Source organism: Arthrobacter sp. P1_H7, from assembly GCF_056405215.1.
In genome coordinates this window covers 116,857-132,775 of sequence record NZ_JBFUCO010000004.1, presented here as the reverse complement: position 1 = coordinate 132,775, position 15,919 = coordinate 116,857, and the positions used below count along the sequence as shown (strand labels likewise).

Genomic DNA, 15,919 nt, shown 5'->3' with positions numbered 1-15,919 from the left:
CTTTGGTCCCGCGGGCTGCCCGCGGCCTGCGGAGCGGTGCCACCTGCCCCGGGGCCCGGGGCGGGGCTGCCGGTGAACTAGGGTTGAAGCATGCACAATGCGGGGGGAAGCTGATGGCCAAGCGGGGCAAAGGGCGGGGCGCCCAAACCGCCGGGCCGGGAGTGGTGGAAGTGCCCAAGGGTTCCCGCCCGGCCGGTCCTGTGGCCGGGGTGTATTACATCGATACCGGGGACTGCGAGCTGATCCCGGACCAGGACAATTCCACCGGCTGGCTCCTGCGCATCAACGGCGTCATGAGCTCGCACATTGACCTCGCGGACCCGTTGTTCCTGGACTTCGAGTACATGCGCTGGATCGCAGCCCTGGTGGAGTCGCGCTGGCCGCGGGAGCCTGGGCCCAGGCTGCGCGCCCTGCACCTCGGCGGGGGAGCATGCTCGCTGGCGCGCTATTTCCATGCCGCCTATCCGGACGCCCGCCAGGTGGTGGTGGAGCTGGACGGCAAGCTCGCCGACTACGTCCGGGGCTGGTTTGACCTGCCCAAGGCACCGCTGCTTCGCCTGCGCGTGGGGGAGGCCCGCGAGGTCACGGAGAGCCTGACCCCGCAGACCCGGGACCTGATCATCCGCGACGTCTTCGCCGGCTCGCTGACCCCGCGGCCGCTGACCACCCGGGAATTCATCGAGCACGCCAAGCGCGTCCTGGCGCCGGGAGGGATATATGTTGTCAACTCCGGCGACGCCCCGGACCTCAGGAATGCCCGCGAGGACGCCGCCACCATCGCCGACGCCTTTGCGTACACCGTGATCATCGCGGATCCGGCCATGCTGAAGGGCCGGCGCTACGGCAACATGGTCATGGCCGGCAGCGATGTCCCGTTCGACGACGACCCCGGCCTCGCGCGGCGCCTGCTCGGCGGTGCGGTGCCGGCCCACATCTGGAACGACGAAAAGGTGCGGGCGTTCGCGGCCGGCGCCGCCGTCCGGCATGACCCGAAGACGCCCGTTCTCGTGGAGCCGCCCGTTCTCGTGGAGCCGCCCGTCGAGCCCCGCGCAGAGACACCGACTGCTCCATAGCGGCCCTTTTGCGGCACCATAACGGCGGCTACGGAGCAATCGATGTGGTTGCTCCCCGCCCCAGCAGGGCATCACGGTGCGCGGCGGTCTGTTCCCGCAGCGCCTGCACGAGCGCGGCCACTGCCGGCCGGCGCATCGAATCGGGCCGAAGCACCATCCAGTAGGGGAGCAGCTCCGCGAATTCCTCCGGCAGGAGCCGGACGAGGTCCGGATGCAGGTCGGCCGCGAAACAGGGCAGGAACCCGATCCCGGCGCCGGCCCGGGTGGCCTCCACGTGGACGAAGACGTTGGTAGAGCTCAGCCCGTCCCGCATGGTGGGCACCAGCCGCCGCGGGGCGTCCAGATCGTCCACCTGCAGCATCGAATCGACGAAATAGACCAGCGAGTGGGCCGTCAGTTCCTCCACGGTCGCGGGGGTGCCGTACTCGGCGAGGTAGCCGCGGGAGGCATACATTCCCAACATGTACTCGCCGAGCCGCGCGGCCTCTGCCCGGTGCACCTGCGGTTCGCCGACCACCACCTCGATGTCCAGGCCGGACCGCTGCTGGAGCGCCCGGCGCGTCACGGTGATGATCTCGACGCTGAGGCCGGGATGGTCGCGGCGGAGCCGGGCCACGGCCGGGGCGGCGATGTAGGCGCTGAAACCGTCCGTCGCGGTCATCCGTACGACGCCGGTGATGGGGTCCGGCGTGTGTCCGGGCTGTTCCAGGGTGCGCACGGCACTCTCGACCTGCTCGGCCACCCGCACGGCCTCGGCACCGAGCTCGGTGAGCTCCCAGCCGCCGGAGGCGCGCGAGAGCACGCGGCCGCCCAGCGCCTTCTCCAGCGCCGCGATCCGCCGGGAGACGGTGGTGTGGTTCAGTCCGAGCGTCTGGGCCGCCGTCGTAAATTTCGCCGAACGGGACACCGCGAGCAGGACCAACAGGTCATCGGGATTGGCGTTCATATCTGCAATTCTGCACATACAGGGTGCCGGTTTGGCCATTGAATCGCCGTGGATGTGCAGCAATACTCAATGGAGCCATTTCAGTGCTGTGCGTCACAGCGCGTGTCACCGTGGACACTAAGGAGAATCAGATGAGCGTAAACGAACGCTCTGCAACAACCCCCGTAGCACCCGCATCCAAGGGTTCCGGGCTCAAGAAAATCGTCGCAGCATCGATGGTGGGAACCGTCGTCGAATGGTACGAATTCTTCCTGTACGCCACCGCCGCCACCCTGGTGTTCGGCAAGTATTTCTTCCCGGCCACGGGCAACGAACTGGACGGCATCATCCAGGCGTTCCTGACCTACGCCGTCGGTTTCGTGGCCCGCCCCCTGGGCGGCATCGTCTTCGGCCAGATCGGCGACAAGCTCGGCCGCAAGCCCACCCTGCAGCTCACCATCATCATCATCGGTGTCTCCACCTTCCTGATGGGCTGCCTCCCGGGCTTCGCCACCCTCGGCTACCTGGCGCCGGCGCTGCTGGTCTTCCTGCGCTTCATCCAGGGCTTCGCCCTCGGCGGTGAATGGGGCGGCGCAGTCCTGCTCGTCGCCGAGCACAGCCCCAACAAGTCCCGTGGCTTCTGGTCCAGCTGGCCCCAGGCCGCCGTTCCCGTGGGCAACCTGCTCGCCACCCTGGTGCTGTTCATCATGTCCAACGTGCTCAGCTCCGCCGACTTCCTCAGCTGGGGCTGGCGGGTGGCGTTCTGGCTTTCCGCCGTGATCGTGTTCGTCGGTTACTACATCCGCACCCACGTCTCCGAATCGCCCATCTTCCTCGAGGCCAAGGCCCAGCTGGAAGAGGATCAGTCCGCCAGCTACGGCGTCCGCGAAGTCATCCGCAAATACCCCAAGGGCATCCTGCAGGCCATGGGGCTCCGGTTCGCGGAAAACATCATGTACTACCTCGTGGTCAGCTTCGCGATCGTCTACCTGAAGTCCGTGCACAAGTACGACACCTCGTCGCTGCTGCTGGCCCTGCTGATCGCCCACGTCGTCCACTTCCTCGTCATCCCGCAGGTCGGGCGCCTCGTGGACAGCTGGGGCCGGAAGCCGGTCTACCTCGTCGGTGCCGTCACCGGCGCCACCTGGCCGTTCTTCGCCTTCCCGATGTTCGATACCCGCAACCCGGTAATCATCGTCCTGGCGGTCACGATCGGCCTGTGCCTGCACGCCTTCATGTATGCCGGCCAGCCAGCCCTCATGTCGGAGCTGTTCCCGACCCGGATGCGCTACGCCGGCGTCTCCCTCGGCTCGCAGGTCACCTCGATCTTCGCCGGTTCGCTGGCGCCGCTCCTGGCCACCCAGTGGCTCAAGGACACCGGCTCCTGGCTGCCGACCGCGATCTACCTGCTGGTCGCCTGCGCCATCACCACCGTGGCAGTGCTGAGCCTGAAGGGGCTCCAGCCATGCTGGAGCCGGCCGCCGCATCGAAACTTTTGACATGGAAGGCTGAGTTATGGAAAACACGCTGAACGGGCGCAAGGCCCTGGTCACCGGCGGCGCCGGCGGGATCGGCGCGGCCAGCGTCCGGGCGCTGGCAGCACGCGGGGCCAAAGTTGTGATCGCGGATATGGACGAGTCCGCAGCAGCCGCGCTCGCCGACGAGGTCGGCGGCACCGCGTGGGCCGTCAACCTGCTCGACGTCGAATCCCTCCAGACGCTCAGCCTGGACTGCGACATCCTGGTGAACAACGCCGGAATCCAGCGCATCAGCCCCATTGAGGACTTCGATCCGGCCGACTTCCGCCGCATCATCACCCTCATGCTGGAGGCGCCGTTCCTGCTGATCCGGGCCGCGTTGCCGCACATGTACGCCAACAACTTCGGCCGCATCATCAACCTGTCCTCCGTGCACGGGCTCCGGGCCTCGCCGTTCAAGAGCGCCTACGTTTCGGCCAAGCACGGGCTCGAGGGCCTGAGCAAGGTGACGGCCCTCGAAGGCGGGGCGCACGGCGTCACGTCGAACTGCATCAACCCCGGCTACGTCCGCACGCCCCTGGTCGAATCGCAGATCGCGGACCAGGCGAAGGTGCATGGCATCCCGGAGTCCGAGGTGCTCGCCAAGATCATGCTGACCGAATCAGCGGTCAAGCGGCTCGTGGAGCCCGAGGAAGTGGCGTCCCTGGTGGCCCCATTCGGAAGGCATTAATGGGCGCTAAGTGACCCCGCGTTGTGCTGCTGGAGTTGAGCCGCTGGAGCAGCGTGCTAGTTCTTGTTGCCCACCAGCGCGAGGGTGCCGCCGAGTCCGATCATCATGACGCCGCCGGTGGTGCTGAGAGCGGCGATCCGCCGGGGGGAGCGGGCAAACCAGTGCCGGGCCGTCCCGGCCGCGAGGGACCACGTGCTGTCCGAGACCAGGGCAATGAGCAGGAAGACCGCCCCCAAGGTAGCGAGCTGCACGGGAATCGCTCCGGCCGAGTAGTCCACGAACTGGGGAAGCACGGCCACGAAGAACACAATCGACTTGGGGTTGGTCGCGCCGACGATGAAGCCCTCCCGGAGCACCCGGGCAGTCGAGGTCGGGTTCGAGGACGACGCCGTCGCCGGCCCGCCGCCGCGGTGCCGGATCGCCTGGATCCCGAGGTAGACCAGATAGGCGGCGCCGGCGAATTTCACCACGCTGAACAGCAGCAGGGACTGGGCCAGCACCACGCCGACGCCCAGGGCCACGGCGGCGATCTGCACCACCTCGCCGGCCGCGTTGCCCAGGACGCTCAACAGGCCGCCCCTGCGCCCCAGGGCCAACGTCCGCCCGATCACGAACAGCACGCTGGGCCCCGGGACGGCGATGAGCACGAGGGCGGCAAGGGCAAAAGCCAGGAGGTTGGCGGCGGGAACCATGCCTGATCCTAACCCCGTGAGGGCGCGCCCGGGAGTGCCCTGTGAGGGGAGGGGACCATTACCGCCCGGCCGGAACCTGCGGGAGCTGGGCGGTCTCGTCGACCAGCTCCGCCCGCGCCCGGCCGTGGCCGCGGACCCAGAGCCGGTACGCGAGCACCAGGAGGCCGAGCCAAACGGCGCCCACGTACAGCGCCACCCGGGTGTCCTCGAATGCGCCCAGAATCACGATCACCAGGGCCATGAACGCGATGGTCAGTATGGAGGCGGCGGGCCACCACGGTGAGGGGAATTCCGACGCCGGCAGGCCCTTGCGGGAGATCTCGCGTTTCATGGCGACATGGGAGGCCAGGATCATGGCCCAGACCCACACGGTGGCGAAGGTGGCGATCGAGGCGATCAGCAGGAAGACGTCCTCCGGGATCACGGCGTTCAGCACCACGCCCACCAGCAGGATGCCGGTCATCATCACCACGGTCATCCACGGCACCCCGTGACGGGAAACCTTGCCGAAGCTCGCCGGGGCGTGGCCCTGCCGGGCCAGGCCGAAGAGGATCCGGCCGGCGCCGAAGATGTCGCTGTTGACCGCCGAGAGCGCCGCCGTGATCACCACGGCGTTGAGGATGTGCGGCGCGGCCGGGATCCCCAGGCCGCTGAAGATCTGCACGAAGGGGCTGCCGTTGCTGCCAATTTCGTCCCACGGGAACAGGCTCATCAGCACGCCCAGGGTCAGCACGTAGAACAGCAGGACCCGGACGGGGACGGTGTTGACGGCCTTGGGGATGACCGTTTTCGGATCGGCGGCTTCACCCGCGGTGATGCCGAGGGTCTCGACGCCGCCAAACGCGAACATCACCACGGCGAAGGAGGCAAGGAGCCCTTCGAACCCGTTGGGGAACAGGCCCCCGTGGTCCACGAGGTTGCCGAGCCCTGGCGCCACGGTGGCGCCGCCGGTCTGGAAGCCGAAGACGATGATCGCCGCCCCGCCCGCGATCATGGCGATGATGGCCGCAACCTTGATCAGGGAGAACCAGAATTCCAGCTCGCCGAAGACCTTGACGCTGAGCAGGTTCAGTGCCGCCAGGAAGAAGATGATGGCCAGGATCCAGACCCAGCGTTCCACGCCGGGGAACCAGAATCCCATGTAGATGCTGAACGCCGTGACGTCCGCGATGGCCACGATCGCCATCTCGAAGACATAGGTCCAGCCCGTCACGAACCCTGCCAGCGGGCCCAGGTAGCGGCTCGCGTACTGGCCGAAGGAACCGGACACCGGATGCCGCACCGCCATTTCGCCGAGGGCGCGCATCACCATGAAGACCGCGGCGCCGCCGATCATGTAGGCCAGCAGGACGGCCGGCCCGGCCTTCTGGATGGCGGAGGCGGAGCCGTAGAACAGCCCCGTGCCGATCGCCGAGCCCAGCGCCATGAAACGGATGTGGCGGACGTTGAGTCCCCGGCTGAGTACGGAGTCGACTGCCGCGCCGACGGCGGTGACGGCGTTGCCGGTGCCTGCTTCGGCGGGCGCCGGCTTCGTGGCGGTTTGGGCTTGTTGCATGCGAATACCTTCTCGTCATTGGGAGGGGGATCGCTATCCAGCAGACCATGTCCGGCCTTGCTGTGATGAGTTTCACGGCAACTTGGTGTCTTTGATTTCAGACTGTGCGGCGCCCCGCGCGGGGCGGCGGCCGCCGCCGTCGTCGAACCCCGACCGGCGGGGGAGCGGCGAAAGAGCTTGACAACATGTCAGGATTTCCTCACATTCGAGGTGTCGTCCGGCGCCTGCGGTTACACAATGGCGAGCTGACCCAGAGGAGACGCACCATGAAAGCGATCGTCCAGGATGTTTACGGTTCCGTTGAGGTGCTGGCACTGCGCGACGTCGACGCCCCCGTGCCCGGCGACGACGACGTGCTGATCCGGGTCCGGGCCGCCGGCGTCGACCAAGGCGTCTGGCACCTCATGACCGGCCTTCCGTACCTGACCCGTGTGGTTGGCTACGGGCTCAGGAAGCCGAAGACCCGCATCCGGGGGCGGGCCGTCGCCGGGCTGGTGGACGCTGTCGGCCGGAATGTCGTCGGCTTCCGGACCGGGGATGAGGTGTACGGCACCTGCGAGGGATCCTTCGCCGAATACGCGTGCGCGAAGGAAGGCCGGCTCGCGCTGAAGCCGAAAAACCTCAGCTTCGAGCAGGCCGCCGCCGTCCCGATCTCGGCCGTCACGGCCCTGCAGGCGCTCCGGAACGCCGGCAGGGTCCAGGCCGGGCAGGAAGTCCTCGTCATCGGCGCGGCCGGCGGTGTCGGCACGTACGCGGTGCAGCTTGCGAAGGCCTTCGGGGCTCAGGTGACGGGGGTGTGCAGCACCGCGAAAACCGATCTGGTCCGCTCGATCGGCGCGGACCACGTCATCGACTACAAACATGACGATTTCGCGGACGGATCCCGGCAATTCGACCTCATTGTGGACACCGCCGGCAACCGCCCGCTCACCGTCCTGCGGCGGGCGCTCAAGCCGAAGGGAACGCTCGCGATCGTCGGCGGGGAAGGCGGCGGACGGCTGGCCGGAGGCATTGGACGTTCGCTGGGCGCCGGACTGCTCTCCGTGTTTGTCGGCCAGCGGCTCACGGGCGTCATGTCCGCAGAACGGGCGGAGGACCTCCGGTTCCTGACAGGGCTGATCGAAGCCGGCGCGGTGACCCCCATTATCGGCAAGAGCTATGCCCTGGCGGACGCGCCGGCGGCCATCCGTGACCTGCGCGCCGGCCAACTCCGCGGGAAGGCCGTCGTCACCATTTGAGCCTGCGCCGTTTGGCCTGGCCTGCGCCGCCGTTTTTGGGGTGGCCTGGCCGGCGCCGCCGCCTACGGTGTCCCGGCCGGGAAGCGGGCGACGTACTGCCGCTGCCACGGGGTTTCCACAGTCCGGCGCCGGTATTGGCGGCGGACGTAGGACACCGCCTGGCCGGGCGGGACTCCGTCGAGGATCGCGATGCAGGCCAGCGCGGTGCCGGTCCTGCCGATGCCGCGCCAGCAGGCCACTTCAACCCGTTCTGCCTCGGCCCGGCGCCAGACCTCCCGGAACGCCTCGAGGGCATCCGGCTGGTCGATCGGCAGCCGAAGGTCGGGCCAGGGCACCCAGCGGGACTCCCACCCCACGGGCGGCGGCTGCTTGCCCAGCAGGTACACGCCGAACTCGGGAAACGGCCCGGCCGGAAGCGGGTAGTGCAGGCCGCGGCCACGGATGAGACGGCCGGACGGAAGGGCCATGATGCCCTCCGCGGAAGCTTCCCACGTGTGCTTCATGAACCCGATCGTAGTCCGTCCTGCCGCCCGTTGTCCGTGAACCGGAGCTGCCGGATGTCCGCCGCTGCAGGCGGCGACGGGCTGGTGCCGGTGGCCGGGGACCCGCCGGGAAGCCGGCGCCCATGTTCATCGGCACACCGGGGGCCGGGCGGGCGAGGGGGAAGGCAGGCCACCGCCTTCCGGAACTTGTCCGGCATTCCAGACAGCCGTTCCGTACGGAGGCTGTCGGTTGACCGTCGCGGGGCGCATGCTTAAGTACGGGATACCGGACACCGCCCGAACCTGAAGAAGGATCCATGCCACCCACCAGCACCGCCGTGAGCCCCGCCGCCGCGACTTTGTCCGCAGCGCCTGACGCGCCCGCGCCCAAAACCGTCCACAKGACCGCCGGCGCCAAGGCGGCGTCGAAGGTGCCGGCCGCCGAGAACACCCTGCGCATCCTCAAGCTGCTGGCCTCCCGGCGCGGGCCGATGGCGGCGTCGAACATTGCCACCGCGCTGGGACTGCCGCGCTCCAGCGTCTACCACCTGCTCGGGGTGATGGAGGCGAACGGCTTCGTGCTCCACCTGCACGAGGAGCAGCGCTACGGCCTGGGCATCAGCGCCTTCGAACTCAGCTCGGCCTATTCCCGGCAGGAGCCGCTGTCCCGGCTGGGCCGGCCGATGCTCGCCTCGCTCGTGGACGTGATCGGCGAAAGCGCGCACCTGGCGGTGCTGCACGGCCGGGACGTGCTCTACATCGTGGAGGAGCGGGCCAAGAACCGGCCGTCCCTGGTGACCGACGTCGGCGTCCGGCTGCCCAGCCATCTCACCGCCAGCGGGCGGGCCATCCTCGCCGCGCTGCCGAAGTCCCAGGTGCGGGCGCTGTACCCGAACGCTGCCGCCTTCACGGCCCGGCATGAAACCGAATCGCCCATCATGAAGTACTCCGCGCTGTCCTCGCATCTGGACCAGGTCCGGCAGCGCGGCTACGCCACCGAACACGGCGAGGTCACACCCGGATTCGGTTCGATCGCCGCCGCCGTGACCGACCACGTGGGGTGGCCCACCGCCGCCGTCGCCGTGACCTTCCTCGAGGACAAGCTGCCCGCGGACCAGTGGCCGGTCCTGGCCGCCCGGGTCCAGAAGGTCGCCGACGAACTCTCGGTCCGGATCCACGGCCGCCCCGCCTGACCGGTTGCCCCCACCACCCGCACCCCCGCCATAACCCCCAGGTTGCGCTATCACTTACGGCTGCCATTCGGCCTTTTTAGCAACCGGAAGTGATAGCGCAACGGGGGAGGGGAAGGGTCTGGAATCCCGGACAGCACCCCTTCGCTGGGTCTGTCTCCGCGGCCGCGAAGGGGCTTTAGTTGATACAGAACCTCATTCCTCCGGATACACCTGGACACCAGTCCGAACAGGCATCATCCGGCCACATATCCAGCGACAAAGGAGACCCTCATGGCACCCGCCGATTTCACCACCGGTGCCCGCCCGGTCAAAGCAGCCCGCGGCACCGAGCTCACCGCCAAGAGCTGGCAGACGGAAGCCCCGCTGCGCATGCTCATGAACAACCTCGATCCCGAGGTCGCCGAGCGCCCCGATGACCTGGTGGTCTACGGCGGCACCGGCCGCGCCGTCCGGTCGTGGGCCGCGTTCGACGCCATCACCCGCACCCTGGAAACCATGGAAAAGGACGAGACCCTGCTGGTCCAGTCCGGCAAGCCGGTCGGCGTCTTCCGCACCAACGAATGGGCACCGCGCGTGCTGCTGGCCAACTCCAACCTCGTCGGCGACTGGGCGAACTGGCCCGAGTTCCGCCGGCTCGAGGCTGAGGGCCTGATGATGTACGGCCAGATGACCGCCGGGTCCTGGATCTACATCGGCACGCAGGGCATCCTGCAGGGCACCTTCGAGACCTTCGCCGCGATCGCCCGCAAGCTCACCGGGGACGAGAACGGCACGCTCGCCGGCACCCTGACCCTCACCGGCGGCTGCGGCGGCATGGGCGGCGCCCAGCCGCTCGCCGTCACCCTGAACGACGGCGCCTGCCTGATTGTCGACGTCGACGAGACCCGCCTGCGCCGCCGCGCCGGCAAGCGCTACCTCGACGAGGTCGAAACGGATCTCGACACCGCGATCGCCAAGGTCCTCAAGGCCAAGGAAGAGCGCCGCGGCTGGTCCGTGGGCTACGTCGGCAACGCCGCCGAGGTCTTCCCCGAGATCCTGCGCCGCCACAACGCCGGCGAACTCACCGTCGACATCGTCACGGACCAGACGTCCGCGCACGACCCCCTGAGCTACCTGCCCGAGGGCATCACGGTCGAGGAATGGCACACCGAGGCCGCCGCGGATCCCGAAGGCTTCACCAAGAAGGCCCAGGCCTCGATGGCCAAGCACGTCCAGGCCATGGTCGAGTTCCAGGACGCCGGGGCCGAGGTCTTCGACTATGGCAACTCCATCCGCGACGAGGCCCGCAAGGGCGGCTACAACCGCGCCTTCGAATTCCCCGGCTTCGTCCCGGCCTACATCCGGCCGCTGTTCTGCGAGGGCCTCGGCCCGTTCCGCTGGGTGGCCCTCTCCGGCGACCCCGAGGACATCGCGGTCACGGATGCCGCCATCAAAGAGCTCTTCCCCGAGAACAAGCACCTGCACCGCTGGATCGACGCGGCGCAGGAACGGGTCGAGTTTGAAGGCCTGCCGGCCCGCATCTGCTGGCTCGGCTACGGCGAACGCGCCAAGGCCGGCCTGCTGTTCAACCAGCTCGTCAAGGAGGGCAAGGTCAAGGCGCCCATCGTGATCGGCCGCGACCACCTCGACTCCGGCTCCGTCGCCTCCCCGTACCGCGAGACCGAGGCCATGGCCGACGGCTCCGATGCGATCGCCGACTGGCCGCTGCTCAACGCCCTGCTCAACACGGCCTCGGGCGCCACCTGGGTCTCCATCCACCACGGCGGCGGCGTCGGCATCGGCCGCTCCATCCACGCCGGCCAGGTCTCCGTCGCCGACGGCACCGACCTCGCCGCGGAAAAGCTCGCGCGCCTCCTGACCAACGATCCCGGCATGGGCGTCATCCGCCACGCCGACGCCGGCTACGACCGCGCCGTCGAGGTCGCCAAGGAACGCGGCGTCCGCATCCCCATGTCAGAAACCCGCTAACCAAGGTCCCAACCCCACATCGATTGCTCCGTAACTGCCGTTTTGAGCCACCAAAAGGGCGCTTACGGAGCAGCCGATGAGATTGAAGGAACACCATGACCACCACCACCCACTCGCCGCTCACCGTCACCCTCGGCGCCAGCGGTGTCACCCCCGAAGACGTCGTCGCCGTCGCCCGCCATGACGCCCACGTCACCATTTCCCAGGACGCCCTCGACGCCGTTGCCAAGGTCCGCGCCCACATCGACGACCTCGCCCACAGCGAGGTCCCGGCCTACGGGATCTCCACCGGCTTCGGGGCGCTGGCCAACCGGCACATCCCCAACGAGCTGCGCACCCAGCTGCAGAAATCCCTGATCCGCAGCCACGCCGCCGGCATGGGCCCGGCCGTGGAACGCGAAGTGGTCCGCGGCATCATGTTCCTGCGCGCCAAGACCCTGGCCTCCGGCCGCACCGGCGTCCGCCCGGTGGTGCTGCAGACCATGGTGGACGTGCTCAACGCCGGCATCACCCCGGTGGTCCGCGAATTCGGCTCGCTCGGCTGCTCGGGCGACCTCGCGCCGCTCTCGCACTGCGCCCTGGTCCTGATGGGCGAAGGCGAAGCGACCGGCCCCGACGGCACACTGTACGGGAGCAAGGATGCCCGCCCGGTGGCTGAGCTCCTCGCCGCGCACGGCATCGAGCCCGTCACGCTGGCCGAAAAGGAAGGGCTGGCGCTCGTCAACGGCACCGAGGGCATGCTCGGCATGCTTCTGATGGCCATCGCGGACATCCGCCAGCTGCTCACGACGGCGGACATCACCGCCGCGCTCAGCGTCGAGGCGCTGCTCGGCACGGACCAGGTGTTCCTGCCGGAGCTGCACGCGGCGCTGCGCCCGCACCCGGGCCAGGCCGCCGCCGCGGAGAACATGCTCCGCGTGCTGTCCAACTCCCCGATCGTGGCCTCGCACCGGATCAACGACACCAAGGTCCAGGACGCCTACTCGCTGCGCTGCGCCCCCCAGGTGGCCGGCGCCGTCCGCGACACCGTGGACCATGCCGCCCTGGTCGCCTCCCGCGAACTGGCCGCCGCGATCGACAACCCGGTGGTCCTGCCCGACGGCCGGGTCAGCTCCAACGGCAACTTCCACGGCGCCCCGGTGGCCTACGTGCTGGACTTCCTCGCGATCGCCGTCGCGGACCTGAGCTCCATCGCCGAGCGCCGGACCGACCGGATGCTGGACCCGGCCCGCTCGCACGGGCTGCCCGCCTTCCTGGCCTCGGACCCCGGCGTCGACTCGGGTCTCATGATCGCCCAGTACACGCAGGCCGGCCTGGTTTCGGACAACAAGCGGCTGGCCGTCCCGGCGTCGGTGGACTCGATCCCGAGCTCGGCGATGCAGGAGGACCACGTCTCCATGGGCTGGCACGCGGCCCGCAAGCTCCGCCGCGCGGTGGAGAACCTGCGCCGGGTCCTGGCGATCGAACTGGTGACCTCGGCCCGGGCACTGGACATCCGCACCCAGCTCTCCGGCGGCGAACTCACGCCGGGACCTGCGGGCGCGGCCGTGATCGCCGCGCTGCGCGACGTCGTCGACGGTCCGGGTACCGACAGGTTCCTGTCGCCGGAGCTCGAAGCGGCGGATGCCTTGGTGGCGTCGGGCAAGGTCCGGGCGGCGGCCGAATCGGCCGTCGGAAATCTCGCCTGAGAAGAAACAAAATGCACGGCAGCTGAACAATTCCCGGCGTCCCCGAAATCTTTGGCGACACGGACGGCGGGGGCCCGGGAACTGTAGTACAAATGGAGAGTCCACACCAACGAAGTTGTGGCAAAGAACACATACAAAGGGGTAAAAGTTCTATGAAAGCACGCGGCACGGTACTGTCCAGGCGCCTTGCATCCGCAGCTACGGTTTCCGACTGGAGCGGCCTCCGGGTGGGCGAACGAGTCGAAATTGTCAAGCACGCTCAGGTCATTGCGGCCGGTGAGGTCGAAGAAGTCTCAGTGAGCGGAAATGTGCTCTGGCTGGTCCCCGCCGGGCCGTCCGAGACGCAGCTTTTCCTGCAGTCCGACGGCGTGCAGGTCCGCCGCAGCTAGGCTGACCGTTTTCACGCCGCACGCGAGTATCTTGGTGAGAGGGGCGCCGTTCCGCAGGGACGGTGCCCCTCTTCATCCCCGGGCATCGGGGCCCCGGCGGGAGGAATAAGCAATGTTCGAGGCTCCCAGCATCGTCTTTGCGGCGGCAGGCATTGCTGTCTTTGCCGCCGCACTCTTACCCAAGCTGCTGCGCAACGCGCCGCTGTCCATGCCGATGGTCTTCCTGGCAGCCGGCATTCTTGCCTTTTCCTTCATCCCCGGACTGCCGGACCCGGACCCCCTGCAATACGGGGAGTTCACCACCCACCTGACGGAAGTTTGCGTCATCATCTCGTTGATGGGCGCCGGCCTCGCACTCGACCGTCCCGTAGGACGACGCGAATGGTCCACCACCTGGCGGATGTTGGGGATCGCCATGCCGGTCTGCATTGTTGCCCTGACACTGCTGGGACTCTGGGCGCTGGGGCTAGGGCTCGGAGCGGCGCTGCTGGTCGCAGCCGCGCTCGCACCGACCGACCCGGTGCTGGCCTCTGAGGTGCAGGTGGGCGAGCCAGCCGACGACCAGCAAGAAACCGAGCGCGGCGAAGACGAGATCCGGTTCGGGCTCACCTCCGAGGCCGGCCTGAATGACGGGCTGGCCTTCCCGTTTGTCTACCTGGCCATCGCCATCAGCCTGTCCGGGTCCGCGCCGTCCGAGTGGTTGCTGCCCTGGTTCCTGACCGATGTCCTGTGGCGGATCGGCATGGGGCTGCTCGTCGGCTGGCTGGCAGGGAAAGCGTTGAGCCGGCTGTTCTTCTCCGCCCGTGACAGCGTCCGGCTGTCCAACCACTCCGAGGGCTTCGTGGCGCTGGCGGCGACGTTCCTCGCATACGGGGTGACGGAAATGCTGGAAGGCTACGGGTTCATCGCCGTCTTTGTATGCGCCGTGACCATTCGGGCCGCGGAACGCACGCATGGGTTTCACCGCGTCATGCACTCCTACGTGGAGCAGCTCGAACGTCTCATGACCGTGATCATCCTGGTGCTGCTGGGCGGCGCGATTGCGCGGGGCCTGCTGGCAGGCATTGGCTGGGCCGAGGTCCTCGTGGCGCTGGCGTTCCTGCTGCTCGTCCGTCCGCTGGCCGGCTGGATTGGCCTGGCCCGGGGTAAGACCGGCCCGCGGGAACGGATTGCCATTGCCTTTTTTGGCATCCGCGGCATCGGCTCGCTCTATTATCTCGCCTACGCGCTCAGCAAGGGCGACTTCAACGCCCAGGCCGAGGAATTGTGGGCGTTCATCGGCCTGGTGGTGGGAATGTCCATCGTGCTGCACGGGGCGACAACAGCTCCCGTCATGAACCGGCTGGACCGGCTCCGCGAACGGAAGGCTGCGCAGCAGCATGGCGACGAGGGTAAGGCGCCGAAAACGCCTATCTGAGGCGGCAGCGTGCCTTGCCCGCCACCGCCACCTATCCCAGCAGCGTATTGACCAGCCGGGCGGCCACTTTGGCGGTGCGGCCGTCGATATCGAACTCCGGGTTCAGCTCGGCGATATCCAGATGCAGGAGCTTCCCGCTCGCAGCCACCTGACGGCACACGGCGCTGATCACCGGCAGCGGTACTCCATAGGCGGCCGGAGCGCTCACCCCGGGGGCCACAGAGGCCGGCAGCACGTCCAGATCGATGGTCAGGTACACCGCGTCCACCTGTGCCAGGAACGCCGCCACAAAGGTGTGCGCGGCTTCCGCCGAGCAATCCTCGTCGAGCAGGTAGTCCACGCCGAGCTCCTCTGCCGTCCGGAACAGCGTACGGGTGTTGTTCGGCTCGGAGATCCCGACGACGGCGTAGCGCAGTTCGCGGCCGGCGGCGGCTTCCGCGCGGGCCATCTGGAGGAACGGGGTGCCGGAGCTGGGCACCGGCTCATCGCGGAGGTCGAAGTGAGCGTCGAGGTTCAGCACGCCGACGCGCAGGCCCTCGCGCACGGCCGCCGACCCCGCCACGCCGAGGTAGCTGGCAAAGGCGGTCTCGTGGCCGCCGCCCAGCACCACGGGAAGCCGGCCGGCGTCGAGCAAACTGGTGATTGCGAGCCCGGCACGTGCCTGCCCCGCCTCCAGGGCGTCCCCGGCCACGGTGACGTCACCGGCGTCGTGCACGGCCCGCGACAGGTGGAACGCGAGCGGCCCGAGCGCGGCCCGGATGGCGGCGGGGGCGGCCGCGGCGCCGGTCCTGCCCTTGTTGCGCCGCACCCCGGCGTCGCTGCCGAAGCCGAGGATGACGGCGGAGCGGGCAGCAGGGGAACCTGCCGGAACCGTGCGGGGAGCGTAGGGGGTCACCGCCTGCCACCAGCGCCGGTGCTCGTCGCCGTCGCCGTCGAACCTGCCGGTCCAGGGCAGGGGCGTGACATCAACGGGGAGCGCGGGAGAAACCATCCCCCTAGCTCACCGCAGCCCGGGCCGGAAAACCAGCAGCGCCGCCGTCGGACTGTCCGGAATCCCGGAAACTGGGCTTAAACGCCGCCGAGTGGGCCCA

The 15,919-nt window shown here is 68.6% G+C and carries 14 protein-coding genes; 9 read left to right on the top strand and 5 right to left on the bottom strand.

The window, feature by feature from the left end; all coding sequences use genetic code 11:
• The first annotated feature begins 113 nt into the window (after positions 1–113).
• Positions 114–1,073 (top strand): spermidine synthase, encoded by a 960-nt coding sequence (locus AC1DXI_RS04350; protein WP_476937594.1) that lies wholly within the window; start codon positions 114–116, stop codon positions 1,071–1,073.
• 28 nt (positions 1,074–1,101) lie between these two features.
• Here AC1DXI_RS04350 and AC1DXI_RS04345 read toward each other — a convergent pair whose 3' ends face one another.
• The gene (locus AC1DXI_RS04345; protein WP_043423423.1) at positions 1,102–2,019 is read right to left on the bottom strand and encodes a LysR family transcriptional regulator; all 918 of its coding nucleotides are present in this window, start codon (positions 2,017–2,019) and stop codon (positions 1,102–1,104) included.
• A gap of 131 nt (positions 2,020–2,150) precedes the next feature.
• Between AC1DXI_RS04345 and AC1DXI_RS04340 the strand changes: the two genes are divergently transcribed.
• Together AC1DXI_RS04340 and AC1DXI_RS04335 are read left to right on the top strand one after the other, a co-directional pair.
• Positions 2,151–3,497: an MFS transporter gene (locus AC1DXI_RS04340; RefSeq protein ID WP_476937593.1), complete on the top strand. Its 1,347-nt coding sequence runs from the start codon at positions 2,151–2,153 to the stop codon at positions 3,495–3,497.
• Between the two features lie 16 nt (positions 3,498–3,513).
• Complete coding sequence (locus tag AC1DXI_RS04335) at positions 3,514–4,206, top strand: SDR family NAD(P)-dependent oxidoreductase (RefSeq protein ID WP_476937592.1); 693 nt, start codon at positions 3,514–3,516, stop codon at positions 4,204–4,206.
• 56 nt (positions 4,207–4,262) lie between these two features.
• On the opposite strand, the gene AC1DXI_RS04330 is transcribed toward AC1DXI_RS04335, so the two are convergent.
• Positions 4,263–4,898, bottom strand: a complete 636-nt coding sequence (locus tag AC1DXI_RS04330) for a LysE family translocator (RefSeq protein ID WP_476937591.1) — start codon at positions 4,896–4,898, stop codon at positions 4,263–4,265.
• A 58-nt stretch (positions 4,899–4,956) separates the two neighbouring features.
• Positions 4,957–6,453, bottom strand: coding sequence for an amino acid permease (locus AC1DXI_RS04325; RefSeq protein ID WP_476937590.1), 1,497 nt, complete (start codon positions 6,451–6,453; stop codon positions 4,957–4,959).
• A 266-nt stretch (positions 6,454–6,719) separates the two neighbouring features.
• Between AC1DXI_RS04325 and AC1DXI_RS04320 the strand changes: the two genes are divergently transcribed.
• Positions 6,720–7,691, top strand: coding sequence for an NAD(P)-dependent alcohol dehydrogenase (locus AC1DXI_RS04320; RefSeq protein WP_476937589.1), 972 nt, complete (start codon positions 6,720–6,722; stop codon positions 7,689–7,691).
• Positions 7,692–7,753: 62 nt separating this feature from the next.
• Here the strand turns inward: AC1DXI_RS04320 and AC1DXI_RS04315 are convergent, their stop codons facing one another.
• Positions 7,754–8,194, bottom strand: coding sequence for a protein-tyrosine phosphatase family protein (locus tag AC1DXI_RS04315; protein ID WP_476937588.1), 441 nt, complete (start codon positions 8,192–8,194; stop codon positions 7,754–7,756).
• A gap of 296 nt (positions 8,195–8,490) precedes the next feature.
• Here AC1DXI_RS04315 and AC1DXI_RS04310 point away from each other — a divergent pair, with 296 nt between their 5' ends.
• The 5 genes from AC1DXI_RS04310 (at position 8,491) to AC1DXI_RS04290 (ending at position 14,828) form a co-directional block, all read left to right on the top strand.
• Positions 8,491–9,366, top strand: a complete 876-nt coding sequence (locus AC1DXI_RS04310; RefSeq protein ID WP_476937587.1) for an IclR family transcriptional regulator — start codon at positions 8,491–8,493, stop codon at positions 9,364–9,366.
• A 270-nt stretch (positions 9,367–9,636) separates the two neighbouring features.
• On the top strand, positions 9,637–11,334 hold the full coding sequence (gene hutU / locus AC1DXI_RS04305; protein ID WP_476937586.1) for a urocanate hydratase: 1,698 nt from the start codon (positions 9,637–9,639) through the stop codon (positions 11,332–11,334).
• 95 nt (positions 11,335–11,429) lie between these two features.
• Positions 11,430–13,022: a histidine ammonia-lyase gene (gene hutH, locus AC1DXI_RS04300; RefSeq protein WP_476937585.1), complete on the top strand. Its 1,593-nt coding sequence runs from the start codon at positions 11,430–11,432 to the stop codon at positions 13,020–13,022.
• Positions 13,023–13,174: 152 nt separating this feature from the next.
• Positions 13,175–13,411, top strand: coding sequence for a hypothetical protein (locus tag AC1DXI_RS04295; RefSeq protein WP_018774814.1), 237 nt, complete (start codon positions 13,175–13,177; stop codon positions 13,409–13,411).
• 112 nt (positions 13,412–13,523) lie between these two features.
• A complete protein-coding gene (locus AC1DXI_RS04290) occupies positions 13,524–14,828 on the top strand; it encodes a cation:proton antiporter (RefSeq protein ID WP_476937584.1) in 1,305 nt (434 codons plus the stop codon).
• A gap of 31 nt (positions 14,829–14,859) precedes the next feature.
• Here AC1DXI_RS04290 and hutG read toward each other — a convergent pair whose 3' ends face one another.
• Positions 14,860–15,819 carry a formimidoylglutamase gene (hutG, locus tag AC1DXI_RS04285; RefSeq protein ID WP_476937583.1) on the bottom strand — a complete coding sequence of 320 codons (960 nt, stop codon included), beginning with the start codon at positions 15,817–15,819 and terminating at the stop codon, positions 14,860–14,862.
• Between the last annotated feature and the right edge of the window lie 100 nt (positions 15,820–15,919).

Excerpts from the sequence above, each read along its gene's own strand:
- AC1DXI_RS04350 (WP_476937594.1), top strand. The coding sequence starts at position 114 with ATGGCCAAGCGGGGCAAAGGGCGGGGCGCCCAAACCGCCGGGCCGGGA.
- AC1DXI_RS04345 (WP_043423423.1), bottom strand. The coding sequence starts at position 2,019 with ATGAACGCCAATCCCGATGACCTGTTGGTCCTGCTCGCGGTGTCCCGT.
- AC1DXI_RS04340 (WP_476937593.1), top strand. The coding sequence starts at position 2,151 with ATGAGCGTAAACGAACGCTCTGCAACAACCCCCGTAGCACCCGCATCC.
- AC1DXI_RS04335 (WP_476937592.1), top strand. The coding sequence starts at position 3,514 with ATGGAAAACACGCTGAACGGGCGCAAGGCCCTGGTCACCGGCGGCGCC.
- AC1DXI_RS04330 (WP_476937591.1), bottom strand. The coding sequence starts at position 4,898 with ATGGTTCCCGCCGCCAACCTCCTGGCTTTTGCCCTTGCCGCCCTCGTG.
- AC1DXI_RS04325 (WP_476937590.1), bottom strand. The coding sequence starts at position 6,453 with ATGCAACAAGCCCAAACCGCCACGAAGCCGGCGCCCGCCGAAGCAGGC.
- AC1DXI_RS04320 (WP_476937589.1), top strand. The coding sequence starts at position 6,720 with ATGAAAGCGATCGTCCAGGATGTTTACGGTTCCGTTGAGGTGCTGGCA.
- AC1DXI_RS04315 (WP_476937588.1), bottom strand. The coding sequence starts at position 8,194 with ATGAAGCACACGTGGGAAGCTTCCGCGGAGGGCATCATGGCCCTTCCG.
- hutU (WP_476937586.1), top strand. The coding sequence starts at position 9,637 with ATGGCACCCGCCGATTTCACCACCGGTGCCCGCCCGGTCAAAGCAGCC.
- hutH (WP_476937585.1), top strand. The coding sequence starts at position 11,430 with ATGACCACCACCACCCACTCGCCGCTCACCGTCACCCTCGGCGCCAGC.
- AC1DXI_RS04295 (WP_018774814.1), top strand. The coding sequence starts at position 13,175 with ATGAAAGCACGCGGCACGGTACTGTCCAGGCGCCTTGCATCCGCAGCT.
- AC1DXI_RS04290 (WP_476937584.1), top strand. The coding sequence starts at position 13,524 with ATGTTCGAGGCTCCCAGCATCGTCTTTGCGGCGGCAGGCATTGCTGTC.
- hutG (WP_476937583.1), bottom strand. The coding sequence starts at position 15,819 with ATGGTTTCTCCCGCGCTCCCCGTTGATGTCACGCCCCTGCCCTGGACC.